Below are 15,496 nucleotides of genomic sequence, written 5' to 3'. Positions count from 1 at the left end.
TATATAATCATAGGAAGGAACATGATCTGAATAGCCTATTCATATGAGGAGAGATAGACGATATGCCTAATGATGTGCAATCGCTCGACGAGATAGATCAGGCCATTCTGGAAGCGCTGGCAGGCAATGCGCGGATCTCGCTGAAGGAGCTGGCGCAGCAGGTGGGGCTTTCCTCGCCAAGTGCCGCCGAGCGCCTGCGGCGGCTGGAGGAGCGCGGCGTCATCAAGGCTTTTACCATCGATCTCGACCCTGCCGCCGTCGGTTATCCCCTGCAGGCAATCGTGCGCGTGCGGCCGCTGCCGGGACAGCTGCACTTCGTCGAGCGGCTCATCCAGGAGATCCCCGAAATCGTCGAATGCGACAAGGTGACCGGCGAGGATTGTTTTATCGCCCGCCTGGTCATCCGCTCGATGGCGGAACTCGACGGACTCCTCGACAGGGTTGCAGAACGGGCGGAAACCAACACCGCGATGATCAAAGCCTCGCCCGTCAAACGCCGCCTGCCGCCGCTGACACGTAAAAAGTAGAATCGGCGAACGTGCCCTTAGAGCATTTTCGGTTTTCTCCGAATCCCTAAAATGCTCCGTCTCTTGTTTTCACGCCATTCCGAACGCAAAACCGCTATGCACTTTTGCTGGAATTGCTCTAGAAATCCGCCATAGGCGACAGCATCGCCGGAAATTGCGGAGCCTCACTGCCGAGCCCGCGCAGCATCAGCACCGTGCCGCTCTCCATCGGCTGCGGCGCGCCCACCCAGTCGAGCTTGTCGGGACGGAAAAGCACTTCGACAGTGCCGGGCGCGATCTTCAGCCCGCCGAGGATCGCTGCAAGCGAGGGCATCTCGGCCGCCACGACATCGAGAAGACTGAAGCGACCCGCCTCATCCATCTTCCAGGCGATCACCGCTCGCATGTCTTCCATGAAGCTGACGCGGACATCGGGATCGAGCCGCGTGTTGATGAGAAACATCGCTGCGTTCGCCGCGACCGAGAGCGACGTCGAAACCGGGCTTCGTGCCTTCAGCAGCAATTGCAACAGGGCAAGATCATCCGCATTGGTCGGCGCAAGCAACCGGGCAGGTCCGGCGAAAGCCGACAGCTCGGGTGCCGCTCCCTCATATCGATGCTGCGCTATCGCGCGAAAACCGTAGGCTTCGTAGAGCGACGGCTTGTCGGTATAGAGGATGACGGCTTCAAAACCCTGCCGCTCGCACCAGTCGAGCGCCTTCACCGTCAGGTTGCGGTAGAGCCCGCGCCGCCGCCATGGCGGCCGCACCGCGCCCGATTGCAGCCCGGCGGCATGGACGATCCTGCCGTTGAGGACGAAGGGCAGCGCAAAGGCCGTGATATTGGCGGCCAACTCGCCTTCGACATCAAACCAACCGAAGGGCATGCTGGTGGCATCCGGTCCGCCAAGCTGCTGCAGCGGGCCGATATCGATGCCGAAAATATCCTTGAGCAGACAGACCAATGCCGCCCAGCCAGCGGGGTCGTCGAAGTAATCCTGCCGAAAGGTCAGGTCGGCGCTGTTGACGCCCTTCGGCATCATACCCCGGTGGAGCCGAAGCCGCCGGCGCCGCGTGTCGTCTCGCTTGCGGCGGCACTTTCGGCCACCCGCACTTGGGTTACCGGCGCGATCACCATCTGGGCGATGCGCATGCCGCGCTCGATGACGAAGGGTTCGTCGCCGAGATTGACGAGCAGCACCTTCACCTCGCCGCGATAATCGCTGTCGACGGTGCCTGGTGTATTCAGGCAGGTAATGCCGTTTTTGAAGGCCAGGCCGGAGCGCGGCCGCACCTGGCCTTCGAAACCCTCGGGGATTTCGAAGATGAAGCCGGTCGGCACCAGCGCCCGTCGGCCGGGCGAAAGCATCAGCGGCGTGGCCCCGTCGACGGCGGCGCGCAGGTCCATGCCGGCCGCCCCCTTGCTTTCATAGGCAGGCAGGTCAAGGCCCTCGCCATTGGTCAGGCGGATGAGGTTCAGCGTCGGACGCGTGTCGTGATGAATGGTCATGGGTCATTACTTTGCGCGCGGGAGAGCAAGGTCAATTGCAAAGCCGGGCTTTAGTCGCTAGTTAAGCGGCAATTCCACAGGATTCATAGTATGGCCGAAAGTCTCGCCGAGGCGGTCTCCCGCCGCCGCACATTCGCTATTATCGCCCACCCGGACGCGGGCAAGACGACGCTCACGGAAAAGCTGCTGCTGTTCGGCGGTGCCATTCAGCTTGCCGGCGAAGTCAAGGCGAAGAAGGATCGCATGCAGACGCGCTCCGACTGGATGAAGATCGAGCGCGAGCGCGGCATCTCCGTCGTCACCTCGGTGATGACCTTCGAATATAACGACAATGTCTTCAACATCCTCGACACACCAGGTCACGAGGATTTCGCCGACGACACCTATCGCACGCTGACGGCCGTCGACGCCGCCGTCATGGTCATCGATGCCGCCAAGGGCATCGAGCCGCGCACGCTGAAACTCTTCGAAGTCTGCCGCATGCGCGATATCCCGATCATCACCTTCATCAACAAGATGGATAGGGAAAGCCGCGATCCCTTCGAGATCCTCGATGAGGTGGAAGAGAAGCTGGCGCTGGACACCGCGCCGATTACCTGGCCGATCGGCCGCTCGAAGACCTTCTGCGGTTCCTATAATATCGCCGCCAACACGGTGCGCGGCTCGGATACCGAAATCGAGGGAACGCCTGTCAACGGCCCCCAGAGCGTTGCCAACAGGCTGCCGGAAAACGAACGCCAGGTCTTCGTCGAGGAGACCGAGCTGGCGATCGAGGCCTGCCGCCCCTTCGACCGCCAGGCCTTCCTGGAAGGCCATATGACGCCTGTCTTCTTCGGTTCGGCGCTGCGCAATTTCGGCGTTCGCGACCTCATCAACGCACTCGGCGATTTTGCCCCGCCGCCGCGTGACCAGGTTGCCGATACCAGGACCGTGCACGCGACCGACGACAAGATGACGGCCTTCGTCTTCAAGATCCAGGCCAACATGGATCCCAACCACCGCGACCGCATCGCCTTTGCCCGCATCTGCTCCGGCAAGCTCGAGCGCGGCATGAAGGCAAGACTTGCCCGCACCGGCAAACAGCTCGGTCTGACGGCGCCGCAATTTTTCTTCGCCTCGCAGCGCCAGCTCGCCGACACTGCCTATGCCGGCGACGTCGTCGGCATTCCCAATCACGGGACGCTCCGCATCGGCGATACGCTGACAGAGGGCGAATCGCTGGTCTTCCAGGGTGTGCCAAACTTCTCGCCGGAGATCCTGCGCCGCGTGCGTCTGGAAGATGCGATGAAGGCGAAGAAGCTCAAGGAAGCGCTGCAGCAGATGGCCGAGGAAGGCGTCGTCCAGCTGTTTTCGCCGGAAGACGGCTCACCGGCGATCGTCGGCGTCGTCGGCGCCCTGCAGCTCGACGTCCTGAAGGAGCGGCTGATGGCCGAATACGGCCTGCCGGTCTCCTTCGAAATGTCGCGCTTCTCCGTCTGCCGCTGGATCTCGGCCGATCAGCCGGCCGACCTGGAAAAATTCCTCACCGTCAAACGGGGCGACATCGCCCGCGATCTCGACGGCGATCCGGTCTTCCTCGCTCAGGACGGGTTCTCGCTGCGTTACGAGTCCGAGCGCCATCCGGCAATCAAGATGGTCGCCATCAAGGAATATCACGCCGCCAAGGCGGCGTGATCGCCTGGGAAAAGTGTGAAGCGGCGCTAGCCGCCGAGCCGTTCCGCCAGGAAATCGACGACGGCGCGCACTGCCGGCAGCTGGCCGCGCCGGTGCGGCATCAGGATCGTCGTGTCGATGCCGCCTGCCGTCCATTCCGGCAGCACCCGCACCAGTCGCCCCTCTGCCAGCGCCTTGTGGCAGACGGATGTTGGCAGGCAGGTGATGCCGAGCCCCGACATGGCCATTTCCATCAAGACATAAGGCTCATCCGCGGCCATGACGGAATGCAGGGTGACGAGAACCTCGTCGCCACCCGAATGAAGCCGCCACTGGTCTTCCGTCAGGCTGGTCATGATCGTCGCATGCTGTGCCAGCTCCTCCGGCCGGCGCGGTTCGCCATGGGCACTCACATAATCCGGAGAGGCGAGGATGAAGAAAGGATGGCTGGCGAGCTTGCGCTGGACCAGCGCCGAATCCGGCAGCGGCGTCCGGTGGCTGCGCAGTGCGATATCGAAACCTTCCTGCACGATATCGACGAAACGGTCGGTCACGTGCACGCAGAGCCGGAGCTTCGGATAGCGCACAGCCAGCGCCGGCAGATGTTCCGTCAGGGTAAACTGCGCCGTCGGCACCGAGGCGGTGAGGCGAACGCTGCCGGCGGGTTCAGCCAGATGCCGCCGCACGATGCCTTCGGCCATTTCTGCCTCGATGATCGAGGCCTGGGCATGCTGAAAGAATTCCCGGCCGAGCTCGGTCAGCGCGAAGCTTCGCGACGTGCGCTGGATCAGCCGGACGCCGAGCCGTGCCTCCAGCTCGGCAACCCGCTTGCTCACCGTCGATTTCGGCATGCCGAGATGTCTGGCGGCGGCGGTAAAACTGCCGCTGTCGACGGCCTGCACGAAAAGATGGAGGTCGTTGAGGTTGAAAAGCGCCATCGCCAGCTTCCAGATTTGTGGACATTGCGATGCATTTATAGCGTCTACCGCATGATCGTCTACATTGGCACATTGATCGCGTCCAAAAGCGTTCATTTCTGAAAGGAACGATTGATGTCACCCATATTGTTTTACGGCGTCCCGGAAGGCTGCTCCTTCGGCTCGATCGTCGCGCTGGAATGGTCCGGTCTGCCGTATCGGCTTTGCCGTGTCGAGATGCCGGAAATGGTCTCCGGCGATGACTACCTCAGGATCAACCCGGTCGGCGAAACACCATCGCTGCTGCTTGACGATGGCAGGGTCATCAGCGAAAGCATGGCGATCCTCCAGCATATCGGCGCCCGCACGATCGGCAGCGGCCGGGGTTTTGTGCAAGGATCGGAGGATTTCGATCGTCTGAACCAGATGCTCGCCTTTCTCAACACGACTTTCTTCAAGGCCTTCGGGCCGCTCTGGTATGCGTTCGAACATGCGCTGGAGCCGCATGAAAAGCAGACCCTCGCGGCCTATGGCATCGCGGCAGTCGAAAAGGCGCATTATACGCTGGAACGTCTGCTCGATAGCCGCGAATGGCTTGTCGGCAACGGCCCGAGCCTGGCCGAGGCCTATTTCGTCGGGATTGCTCGCTGGAACGATTTTCACAAGGTCGTCGACCGAAGCCAATTTCCCAGTCTGCACCGCCTCTATGAGCGGATGCAGCAGCAACCGGCCGTGCGTTTTGCGCATGCGATCGAGCACCGGCAGGAGGCAAAAAGCAGCGGCGCTTTCCTCGGCGAGGTTGCTCTGACCGAGGCAATCGGCCTGTTGAAACAAGCGGCCTGATCGCCGCAGCCGTCGCACCTTCGCGGTGCGGCGGCGATGATCTCGATCTCGACGAGCCAGTCGCGAGGAGATGCACTCGGTTGCCGGTGATGCCAGCCCGTCCTAGTCCTCGCCATCGAACCGCGGCAGCGGCTCGATATTATCCACCCAGGGCAAAGCCGACCGGCACCATATCTGTTTCTTCGGTGCCAGGTCCCGCCGCTGGTCGATGCCGCCGAGACGGATGCCGATCGCGCCGCCGTCGCCGTTGGTGCGGTAGAGCGGCGACCCGCAATTCGGACAGAAGAATTGCCGGCTGAGGCCGCCACTATCGCCATATTTCGTGTAGCCGCGTGGCTCGCCTGATAGGAGTGTGAAGCTTCCGGGCTGCGACGGTGCGGTGATGCGGTAAGCCGCGCCCGTCAGCCGCTGGCAATCGGTGCAATGGCAGATCGACACCCGCTCGGGATCGATTTCGGCCTGGTAGCGGATCGCTCCGCAATGGCATCCCCCGGTGATATGCATCGGCAATCCTCAATCCGCCGGCGGAGCGGCCGGGCGTGTGGCATAGAAGGCCTTGGCATCCGCCGTGAAGGCGGTCCGCTGATCGGCATTCGTATAGAACATATGGCCGCCGCGATAAAGTTTCAGCCCGACCCGGCCGCGGGCGAGCGACGGCGGCAGGTGGTCCACCACGTAGCGGCTGACCCCGTACGGCGTCACCAGGTCGCTGTAGCCATGGGCGATCAGCAGATGCAAAGCCGTGTTCGAGGCAAGCAACTGCCTGACGTCGTCGGTGGCGCTGGCTTGCAAGCGCGATCCGCCGCCGCGTCCGCCGCCCCATTCCCAGCGCCGGCTGATATCGCTGTCGAGCAGCGAATAGGTCATCTCGGTCTTGAAGCCGAGGTCGTTGCGGGCATAGTCGGCAAAGGCGCCGCCATAGGCGCGGACGAAGCCGTCGAGGATGGCGTCGTCGCCGCGATCGTAATCCGATTCCGGATAGGGGTCGGGAGTGGCAAAGGCGGCGTCGTAGGGGCTCGTCACCGCGCCGCTGCCGGCGTCGGAATGTTTGACGAAGGAATTGCCGAGGAAGCCGCGATTGCGGCTGACGATATCCTCGGGAATTCCGGTAAGTTTCGCGATCCTGCCATAGAAAGCGGCGGCATCGGCACCCGTCGGCGGCGGCCCGGCGAGCGTCGTCAGATAGTTCCCGAGCGCGAAGGCTTCGGCTTCGCGCTGCTTGCCTTCGTCAAAGGCATTGTGCCGGTCGAGTTCGGCCGCAGCCAGCGACGGCAGCTCCAGCGCGGCGCCGAATGGGAACTCATCGGCGTTGAACATCAGCTGGCCCTCGAGCAGCGGCGAAAGCATCACCGCGCCGGCAACGATGATGCCCTGGCTTTCCTGCAGCGCTGAGGCGACCTTGGCGGCGCGGAAGCCGCCATAACTCTCGCCGAGCAGATATTTCGGCGAATTCGAGCGGTTGGCATGCGCGACATAAAGGGCGATCGCCTTGGCGATGCTCTGGGCGTCCGAGTTGACGTTGTAATAGTTCGAGGCGTCGTCGGCCTTCACCGTCCGGCTCCAGCCGGTGCCGATCGGATCGATCAGTACCAGATCGGTGAAATCCAGCCAGCTTTGCGGGTTGTCGACCAGTTTCGCATGGGCGCCGTCGCGGGACTGAGGGCCGAAATCGAGCACCTTAGGCCCCACCAGCCCGAGATGCAGGAAGGCGGAAGCCGCACCTGGCCCGCCGTTGAAGGCGAAGGTCAAAGGCCGGTCCGGCCCTGAGTCCTTCGCAACGTAAGCGGTGTAGAAGATCGCGCCGGTCTGCGCTCCGTCCTGGCCGAAGAGATCGAGCGTGCCGGCGGTGGCGGTATAGGCGATTTTCCGGCCGCCGATCGTCAACCCGTGCTCGGTGATGGAATCGGCCGGCAGCAGCTTCAGCACGCCGTCGCGCGCACTGCTCTCGACATTTGCCTTGGAGTGAGCGTTTTCCTGCGCAGGGGAGAGGGCAGGGACCAGGGACGCCGCGAGCGCTGCAAGCAGAAACAGTGGATGTAAACGCAAGATTTCTCCTCCGGCGGTGCGGGATGTGAGCTTGAAATAGCGTAGCATCCGCGATCGGCGACGGGCATCAAGAGATGGTGATGGGCCAGTGAAGGAAATAAGCGAGCGAATTGAAGGGGCGACTCATGGCGCCTTCTCAGCATACACATTGATCTCCACCGCCCGGCCGGCCTTCCAGCCGTTGATTGCGGCGCCGAGCCCGAGCGCGACGAAGAGGAGCGCGCACCAGGAAAAGCTTCCCGTCCAGCCGCGAATGAGGCCGACGATCAGCGGCCCGATGGCGGCAAGCAGGTAACCGACGCATTGCGCCATGCCGGACAGATGGGCGGCGACATCGGGATCGCGTGAGCGCAGCACGATCGTCGTCATCGCCGCGGCGATCAACCCGCCCTGGCCGATGCCCTGCAGTAGGGCCCACAGCCAGACCGTCGACAGCGGCGCAAACAGCAGGCCGAGCAGCGCGATGACGGCGACGCCGCAGAGGCTGGCATTGATCAGCCGCTGATCTTTCCCGCGTACGGCGATATGCGGCACGATGAGGCAGGATGCCGCCTGCACCATCACCGAGAGCGAAACGATCGCCCCGGCGGTGACGCCATCGAGGCCGCGTTCGCGCAGGATCGGAACCAGCCAGCCGAAGACGCAATAGGCAAGCGCCGATTGAAGTCCCATGAACAGCGTCACCTGCCAGGCAAGCCGGTCGCGCCACAGGCCTTTGACGTGAAAGCCGTTTCGCCTGGCCTGGCCGCCGGTCCGCAGAACCTGCGGCAGCCAGATCAGACCGACGACGAGCGCCGGCAGCGCCCAGACGGCGAGCGCGCCTTCGAGAGAGCCGCTGAGCGCGTGCTCGATCGGCAGCGTCAGCCCGGCGGCACTTGCCGCACCGGCGCAGAGCGCCATCGTGTAGAAGCCGGTCATCAACGCCGCGCGCCCGGCGAAATCACGCTTCACCAACCCCGGCAGCAGCACGTTGCCGACGGCGATGCAGGCGCCGGCAAGCGCCGTGCCGATGAAGAGCAGCGGCACGGAGGAAAAGCCGCGCAACGCGGTGCCGAGCGCCAGCAGCAGGACAACGCCGAGCAGCGTGCGTTCGGTGCCGATGCGCTGGGCAAGGCGCGGCGCAAGCGGCGAAAAGGCCCCGAGGCAGACGACCGGCAGCGTCGTCAGCAAGCTGGCGCCGAGCGTGGTGAGGCCGAGTTCGGCGCGGATCTCCGGCAGCAGCGCCGAGGCGCTTGAAAAGACCGGTCGAAGGTTGAAGGCGATCAGCACCAGGCTGGCGCCGAGCAGAAAACGATCTGCGGCACCCCGCACCGGTGTTGCCTGCAGCGGCGGCAGCAGGCTGCCGGCCTCGGCGTCTACAAGCAGGTCGTCGGCGGCGTCGAGCGCATTGATATCGGTGGAGGGCATGGTCATGACAGGATCATCCGGTCGAGGGCGGCGAGAACCGGCGCCATGAAGCGCCGCACCGCCGCATCCGCCTGGTCGGGATCACCGGTCTCGATGGCGTCGACGATATCGGCATGCGCCTGCATATCCGGTTCGGGAATATCCTTGCCGAGCGTCGCCGCGATGGTATCGGCGATCGAAGCGGAGAAGAAATCGTAGATCTCGATCATCGCCCGGTTGCCGGAAGCGGCGATGATGGCCTTGTGGAAGGCGAGGTCGCGTTCGATGAAGGCGGCCTGGTTGCCGCCGTCGTAACTGCCGCGTTCGCCAAGCAGCCGGCGAAGCCCGGCGACCGTCGTCGGCGTCTTGCGGACTGCCGTCAGCCGGGCCGCCTCGACGTCGAGCGCTAGGCGCGCTTCGAACTGGTCGCGCAGGCTGGCCCGTCGCGCCATGGTCAACGGCCGGCCGGCATCGCGAGTCGAACGCACATAGGTTCCAGAGCCCTGGCGTGTTTCGAGATAACCTTGGGATACCAGAACCCGCACTGCCTCGCGCACCGTACCGCGGCTGACGGCGAGCATCGCCGACAGCGAGGCTTCGTTCGGCAATTTCTCGCCGACAGCCCAGCGTTTGCCGAGAATGTCGCTGCGGATTGCCTCGATCGCCTCATCGGCGAGATTGGTCTTGCTGAGGGCGCGCATCCATTACTCATAAAGTCATCAGATGACTTTATGAGTAATGGGATTTTGCTCTTCCGTCAACGCGTTCACATCAAGGCAATAAAAAAGGGCCGCCTCGGCGACCCTTTCCATGAGTTTGGCCTCAAACTGGCCTAGACTGTCTAATGCAGCCCTAGGGAAGGCGGGGATTACAGCGAGGGCTGCCTCGCTTTCTTCACCTCTCCCATGCCCGTTACGAGGTCCGAAATCTCATTAGACATTGGATCACCTTCCTTTCGTTCTGTTGCTGATAGCCCAAAGGTAGGCCGATTCGTCCGAGATGCAAGAAGAAATCCTCGCAGAGTCTCGCCGCGGCCAGCTCAACTGTTCACAAGAGAAGACAGGCTTTCGCCGAATTTGAACATAGCAAGGGTCATGAAACCGTCATCTTGCGCTTGCAAACCGGCGGCGCGTTAAGCTGTTATTAGCCTCAGCGTTCGACAATTTAGAGCATGCCCGCCGGTGCGGCGGCGGGTTCCGGAGCAAGAAAGCCATGTGTCGCTGGGCAGCCTATCGCGGAGACCCTCTCTATCTCGAGGAGCTGGTATCCTCGCCCGCCCATTCGCTGATCGAGCAATCCCACTGCGCCACCCGCGCCAAGACGGCGACCAACGGCGATGGCTTCGGCATCGCCTGGTATGGCGACAGGCCCGAGCCCGGCCGCTACCGCGATATTCTGCCGGCATGGTCGGATTGCAATCTGAAGAGCCTGGCGCGGCAGATCCGCTCGCCGCTCTTCCTCGCCCACGTCCGCGCTGCCACCGGCGGCGGCACGCGCCGCGACAATTGCCATCCCTTCACCCACGGCATCTGGTCCTTCATGCATAACGGCCAGATCTCCGGCTTCGAGCGCTTGCGCCGGCCGATGGAGGCGATGCTTGACGACGAGCTGTTCAATGCCCGCGGCGGCACCACCGATTCCGAGCTGATGTTCCTGCTGGCGCTGCAATTCGGCCTGCGTGAGGCGCCGATCGCCGCCATGGCCGAAATGGTCGGTGTCGTCGAGGACCTGGCCGAAAACCTCATTGGATCCATCCTGCTGCGCTTTACCGCCGCCTTCTCCGACGGCAACGCGCTTTATGCGATCCGCTATGCCACGGATCGCAAGGCCCCGACGCTCTATGCCTCTCCGGTGGGTGCGGGCTATTGCCTCGTCTCCGAGCCGTTGAACGATGATGGCGATGCCTGGGCGGAAATTCCGAATGGCAGCGCCGTCACCATCGGCAAAAATGGTTTCGACGTCGCCGACTTCCGGCCCGAAAAGCGAAGCGGCGCCAAGCCGCAGCGCGTGGCGATCTCGGCCTGAAACGCTCTGACGTCAGCGCAGCCGTTCGGCGATCAGCGCCGCCAGCCTTTCGGCAACCTCTTCCTTGGCGAGGTCAGGCCATTGCTCGACGCCGTCGCGGCGAATGAGTTTGACGCTGTTGCGGCCGCCGCCCATGATGCCGGTCGCAGGCGAAACGTCGTTGGCGACGATCAGGTCGGCGCCTTTTCTTTCAAGCTTCGCCTTCGCATTGCTTTCCACATCCTGCGTCTCGGCGGCAAAGCCGATCACCAGCTTCGGCCGCATCGTGTGATGTCCCAGAGTTTTCAGAATGTCCGGGTTCTCGGTCAGCGCCAGCGTCGGAATGGACTCGCCCGGATGTTTCTTCAGCTTCTGGTCGGCGGCCGATGCGACGCGCCAGTCCGCCACCGCCGCGACCATCACGGCGACATCGACCGGCAGCGCCGAAAGCACGGCATCACGCATTTCCTCCGCCCGCTCGACATGCACGACGTTGACGCCGACCGGATCGGCGATCGTCACCGGCCCCGATACCAGCGTCACCTCGGCCCCGAGCTTGGCAAGCGCTGCGGCGATCGCATGGCCCTGGCGGCCGGAGGAGCGGTTGGCAATGTAGCGCACCGGATCGATCGGCTCATGGGTCGGCCCCGAGGTGACGATCGCCTTGCGTCCCTTCAGTGGTTTAATTCCGTCGTCGAGCAGGGTTTCGGCGGCCGCGACGATCTCCAGCGGCTCCGCCATCCGGCCGAGCCCGGCCTCGTGGCTCTCTGCCATCTCGCCGGCCATCGGCCCGACGAAACGCACGCCGTCGGCTCTCAGCGTCGCCGCATTGCGCCGCGTCGCCGGGTGCGCCCACATTCTGGGATTCATCGCCGGGGCGGCCAGCACCGGTTTCTCCGTCGCCAGCAGCACCGTCGAGGCGAGATCGTCGGCAAGCCCATTCGCCATCTTGGCCATCAGGTCGGCCGTGGCGGGGGCGATGATCACCAGGTCGCAGTCGCGCGCCAGCCTGATATGGCCGACATCCTGTTCGTCCTGGCGTGAAAACAGATCGAGGAAGACGTGGTCCGCCGCCAATGCGCCGACGGCAAGCGGCGTGACGAATTCCTGCGCCCCCTTGGTCATGAGAGGACGAACGCTCGCGCCGCGCTCGCGCAGCCGGCGGATCAGATCCATGCTCTTATAGGCGGCGATGCCGCCGGAGATGATGAGGAGGATGCGTTTTCCGCTGAGAGCCATGGCTTTCTTCCCGTCGCCTTATTGACCGGCCCCGACCCTAAGCCTTTGGCGGAGAACATGCAATCGCCGAGAGAAAGGCATCGGATCTGCTCGGACCGGCGTCCGCTTGCGTCGAAAGAAAGATGCCGCGCCGCCCATATCCCTTTCATCGTCTCATCCGCAGAAAGGCTGATGTCTGTCTCAGTTGGTGCAACGTGTTACCCTCCCCCTTGGGGGAGGGGTTGGGTAGGGGCTTTTTCGGGGTCGATGGCGGTCCTCGCCGTCTCAACTGCGGGTGATCGAAACGCCGCCGTCGACCAGCGAAGCCGTGCCGGTGACGAAACTTGCATCGTCGGAGGCGAGGTAGAGAACCGAGCGGGCGATTTCTTCCGGTGTCGCGACGCGCTTCAAGGCATGCATAGCGGTGACGGCGGCCTGTTTCTCCGTCGTATCGTTCACATCGCGGTACATGTCGGTATCGACGGCGCCCGGCAGGATCGCATTGACGCGCACGCCCTGTGGCCCGAATTCGGCGGCCAGCGCCTGCGTCAGGCCGATCAGGCCGGATTTGCTGGCGGCATAGGCGGCAATACCGGGAAAGGCGAAGCTGTAGCCGACGAAGGTCGAGGTGAAGATCACCGAGCCGCCGCCCTTTTCCGCCATCGCGCCGATCTGATGTTTGGCAGCCAGGAAGGATGCGGTGAGATTGACGGCCAGCGCCTCGCTGAAGCCTGCTTCCGAGACGCCTGTGCTCGGACCGGCTTCGCCGATGATACCGGCATTGTTGAAGGCGATATCGAGCTTGCCGTAATTGGTGATGGCGGCCGCCACCAGCGCCTTGTGATAGTCTTCCGAGCGGACGTCGCCGGCAACCGCAATGGCGTCGCCGCCTTCTGCCTTGATCTCGGCGACGAGGCTGTCGAGTTCGCGCTCGCGGCGAGCGCCGACGACGACCTTCGCACCTTCGGCGGCAAAGAGTTTTGCCGTGACGCGGCCGATGCCGGAGCTTGCGCCGGTGACGATCGCGACCTTGTTGTTCAAGCGGTTCATGCTTCCATCTCCTGTGTTTGCGCTAAGGCGGCCCTTGCCGTCCCTTTCGTTGAATGGAAGATGGCATTTTCCCTTCGTTCGGATTAGTCTCCAGATGATGGAACTCGAATTCGGAAAATCCGAACGATGATCAAGGTCGAAGGCATTGCGGCTTTCGTCGCCGTGGTCGAGGCAGGCTCGATCAGCGAGGCCGCCCGGCGGCTGCGGCTCTCCAAATCCGTCGTCAGCGAAAGGCTGGCGGAACTGGAGAAGTCACTCGGCGGCATCCTGCTGCACCGGACGACGCGCAAGCTCACCTTGACGGAGGATGGTGCGGCCTTTCTGGAGCACGCCGGGCGCATCGTCCGGGAGATCGACGAGGCCACGGCCGCGATGGCCGAGCGGCGCGGCACGCTGTCGGGACCGATCCGTATCGCCGCGCCCGTCACCTTCGGCCGCATGCATCTTGGACCGGCGCTCTATCCCTTCCTAGCCGAACATCCCGATATCGAACTGACGCTCGATATCGACGACCGGCGTGTCGATGCCGCCTCGGACGGCTATGACGCCGTCATCCGCAATGGACCGATCGCCGACAGCCGGCTGGTCGCCTGGAAGCTTGCGCCGAGTCGCCGTCTTCTCTGTGCGTCGCCGGATTATCTCGCGCGCTGGGGGATTCCGTCGTCGCTTGCCGACCTGAACAGCCATCGCGGTATCTTCTACACCAATCGCGGCGTCGCCGACTGGCGCTTCCAGACGCCGGAGGGCGCGGTCGTCGTCCGCGCGAAACTGGCGCTCGGCATGAACAACGGCGATATGCTGCGCGACGCTGCGATTGCCGGCCTCGGCATCGCGCTGCTGCCGGCCTTCATTGCCGGCCCGGCCATCCGCGAGGGCCGGCTTGCCGAAATCGACGTCGGTCGCCGGCCGGAAGCCGAATTCATCTACATGGCCCATCCCGAGGGGCGAAATCCCTCCGCCAAGCTGCGGGCCATCGCCGATCACCTGAAGAAGAGCTTCGGTGATCCGCCCTATTGGGATCCGGCGGGCTGACCCATGACCTCAGAAGGCAGGGATGATGAGATGCCGGCAGCACATGCCGTGAAGACTTCCGTGCAGACCGCGATGCCAGGACAAAAATACTACCTGACGCGCGGCACCGGCGCCTATCGCCGCGCCAGCCTGGCGCTATTTCTCTCCGGTTTCTCCACCTTCTCGCTGCTCTATTGCGTCCAGCCGCTGCTGCCGATCTTCGCGCAGGAATTCTCCGTCAGCCCGGCCGAAAGCTCGTTGTCCCTGTCGCTCTCCACCGGCTTCCTCGCGCTTGCCATCGTCTGCGCCGCCGCCGTCTCGGAAGGTCTCGGCCGGCGCAGCCTGATGTCGATCTCGCTGGTCGGCGCGGCGCTCCTGACGATCGCCACGGCTTTTGCCCCGAACTGGCACCTGCTGCTTATCATCCGTGCCCTGCAGGGCCTCGTTCTCGGCGGCGTGCCGGCCGTAGCCATGGCCTATCTAGCCGAGGAAATCGATCCGCGCGGCCTCGGCGCCAGCATGGGCCTCTATGTCGGCGGCACGGCCTTCGGCGGCATGTCCGGCCGGGTGCTCACCGGCATCTTCGCCGAGTATTTCGGCTGGCGGCCAGCGCTCTTCCTCATCGGCGCCATCGGCCTAGCCGCCGCGATCGGCTTCATCGCCCTGCTGCCGCCGTCAAAGAATTTCGTCCGCCGGCCGGGCTTCGATCCCAGCTTTCATGCAAAAGCCTGGCTCAGCCATCTCGCCAATCCGGCGTTGCCTTTGCTTTTCGCCATCGCCTTCCTGGCCATGGGCTCCTTCGTGACAATCTACAATTATGCCGGTTTCCGCCTGGTGGCGCCACCCTATGGCCTCAACCAGACCCAACTCGGCCTGATCTTCACCGTCTATCTCTTCGGCATCGGCGCCTCCTCGATCGGCGGTTTCATCGGAGACCGCATCGGGCATTTTCGCGTGCTTCTCTTCGGCCTGGCGCTGACCGCCGGCGGCAGCGCGCTGACACTCTCTGCCTCGCTGCCATCCATCATCCTAGGCATTATCGTGCTGACGACCGGCTTCTTCATGAGCCATTCCATCGCCAGCGGCCTTGTTGGCAGACTGGCGCTCGGCACCAAGGGGCACGCCTCGTCGCTCTATATGCTGGCCTATTATGTCGGCTCCAGCCTCATGGGCTCGGCCGGCGGCTGGTTCTTTGCCGCCGAAGGCTGGGCCGCCGTCGTCATTTTCACGATTGCCATGCTGGCGCTGGCCTTTATCTCAGCCTGTGTCGCTCAACAGCTGACCAGGAGATAGGCATGATCCGCATCGACCGTCTCGACCACCTCGTGCTCAGAAGATCTTTGCTGTTTCCAT

At 63.6% G+C, this 15,496-nt stretch carries 15 protein-coding genes; 6 read left to right on the top strand and 9 right to left on the bottom strand.

Annotation, left to right across the window (positions count from 1 at the left end; all coding sequences use genetic code 11):
• Positions 1–62: 62 nt before the first annotated feature.
• Positions 63–527: an Lrp/AsnC family transcriptional regulator gene (locus tag ATY29_RS30865; protein ID WP_003570872.1), complete on the top strand. Its 465-nt coding sequence runs from the start codon at positions 63–65 to the stop codon at positions 525–527.
• Between the two features lie 118 nt (positions 528–645).
• On the opposite strand, the gene ATY29_RS30860 is transcribed toward ATY29_RS30865, so the two are convergent.
• Together ATY29_RS30860 and dut are read right to left on the bottom strand one after the other, a co-directional pair.
• Entirely contained in the window at positions 646–1,545 is a 900-nt protein-coding gene (locus ATY29_RS30860) for a GNAT family N-acetyltransferase (protein WP_037092513.1), read from the bottom strand.
• Complete coding sequence (dut, locus tag ATY29_RS30855) at positions 1,545–2,015, bottom strand: dUTP diphosphatase (protein WP_003570870.1); 471 nt, start codon at positions 2,013–2,015, stop codon at positions 1,545–1,547. The genes ATY29_RS30860 and dut overlap by 1 nt, the downstream gene beginning before the upstream one ends.
• A 90-nt stretch (positions 2,016–2,105) precedes the next feature.
• Here dut and ATY29_RS30850 point away from each other — a divergent pair, with 90 nt between their 5' ends.
• Positions 2,106–3,689, top strand: a complete 1,584-nt coding sequence (locus ATY29_RS30850) for a peptide chain release factor 3 (RefSeq protein WP_025417598.1) — start codon at positions 2,106–2,108, stop codon at positions 3,687–3,689.
• A gap of 26 nt (positions 3,690–3,715) precedes the next feature.
• Here the strand turns inward: ATY29_RS30850 and ATY29_RS30845 are convergent, their stop codons facing one another.
• Positions 3,716–4,606 carry a LysR family transcriptional regulator gene (locus tag ATY29_RS30845; RefSeq protein ID WP_025417599.1) on the bottom strand — a complete coding sequence of 297 codons (891 nt, stop codon included), beginning with the start codon at positions 4,604–4,606 and terminating at the stop codon, positions 3,716–3,718.
• Positions 4,607–4,720: 114 nt separating this feature from the next.
• Between ATY29_RS30845 and ATY29_RS30840 the strand changes: the two genes are divergently transcribed.
• Positions 4,721–5,428, top strand: a complete 708-nt coding sequence (locus ATY29_RS30840; RefSeq protein WP_097533705.1) for a glutathione S-transferase family protein — start codon at positions 4,721–4,723, stop codon at positions 5,426–5,428.
• Between the two features lie 102 nt (positions 5,429–5,530).
• Here ATY29_RS30840 and ATY29_RS30835 read toward each other — a convergent pair whose 3' ends face one another.
• From ATY29_RS30835 to ATY29_RS30820, 4 genes are all read right to left on the bottom strand, one after another.
• Positions 5,531–5,932: a GFA family protein gene (locus ATY29_RS30835; protein ID WP_097533703.1), complete on the bottom strand. Its 402-nt coding sequence runs from the start codon at positions 5,930–5,932 to the stop codon at positions 5,531–5,533.
• A 9-nt stretch (positions 5,933–5,941) separates the two neighbouring features.
• A complete protein-coding gene (locus ATY29_RS30830; protein WP_097533701.1) occupies positions 5,942–7,474 on the bottom strand; it encodes a S10 family peptidase in 1,533 nt (510 codons plus the stop codon).
• Between the two features lie 123 nt (positions 7,475–7,597).
• Positions 7,598–8,887, bottom strand: a complete 1,290-nt coding sequence (locus ATY29_RS30825; RefSeq protein WP_097533699.1) for a CynX/NimT family MFS transporter — start codon at positions 8,885–8,887, stop codon at positions 7,598–7,600.
• The gene (locus ATY29_RS30820; protein ID WP_097533697.1) at positions 8,884–9,561 is read right to left on the bottom strand and encodes a FadR/GntR family transcriptional regulator; all 678 of its coding nucleotides are present in this window, start codon (positions 9,559–9,561) and stop codon (positions 8,884–8,886) included. Before ATY29_RS30820 ends, ATY29_RS30825 begins: the two co-directional genes overlap by 4 nt.
• 511 nt (positions 9,562–10,072) lie before the next feature.
• On the opposite strand from ATY29_RS30820, the gene ATY29_RS30815 reads away from it, so the two are divergent.
• Positions 10,073–10,885 carry a class II glutamine amidotransferase gene (locus tag ATY29_RS30815; protein WP_003570859.1) on the top strand — a complete coding sequence of 271 codons (813 nt, stop codon included), beginning with the start codon at positions 10,073–10,075 and terminating at the stop codon, positions 10,883–10,885.
• 12 nt (positions 10,886–10,897) lie between these two features.
• On the opposite strand, the gene coaBC is transcribed toward ATY29_RS30815, so the two are convergent.
• Both coaBC and ATY29_RS30800 read right to left on the bottom strand, forming a co-directional pair.
• Positions 10,898–12,103, bottom strand: coding sequence for a bifunctional phosphopantothenoylcysteine decarboxylase/phosphopantothenate--cysteine ligase CoaBC (gene coaBC, locus ATY29_RS30810; RefSeq protein WP_003570858.1), 1,206 nt, complete (start codon positions 12,101–12,103; stop codon positions 10,898–10,900).
• 264 nt (positions 12,104–12,367) lie between these two features.
• Positions 12,368–13,132 carry an SDR family oxidoreductase gene (locus tag ATY29_RS30800; protein ID WP_003570857.1) on the bottom strand — a complete coding sequence of 255 codons (765 nt, stop codon included), beginning with the start codon at positions 13,130–13,132 and terminating at the stop codon, positions 12,368–12,370.
• 126 nt (positions 13,133–13,258) lie between these two features.
• Between ATY29_RS30800 and ATY29_RS30795 the strand changes: the two genes are divergently transcribed.
• Together ATY29_RS30795 and ATY29_RS30790 are read left to right on the top strand one after the other, a co-directional pair.
• A complete protein-coding gene (locus ATY29_RS30795) occupies positions 13,259–14,164 on the top strand; it encodes a LysR family transcriptional regulator (protein WP_097533695.1) in 906 nt (301 codons plus the stop codon).
• Between the two features lie 30 nt (positions 14,165–14,194).
• Positions 14,195–15,436: an MFS transporter gene (locus ATY29_RS30790; RefSeq protein ID WP_097533693.1), complete on the top strand. Its 1,242-nt coding sequence runs from the start codon at positions 14,195–14,197 to the stop codon at positions 15,434–15,436.
• Positions 15,437–15,496: the final 60 nt, after the last annotated feature.

The sequence above is a fragment of the Rhizobium hidalgonense genome (assembly GCF_002914525.1).
Lineage (GTDB): Bacteria > Pseudomonadota > Alphaproteobacteria > Rhizobiales > Rhizobiaceae > Rhizobium > Rhizobium hidalgonense.
Note: the sequence above shows the minus strand (reverse complement) of the source record. Positions and strands in the feature narration are given on the sequence as shown.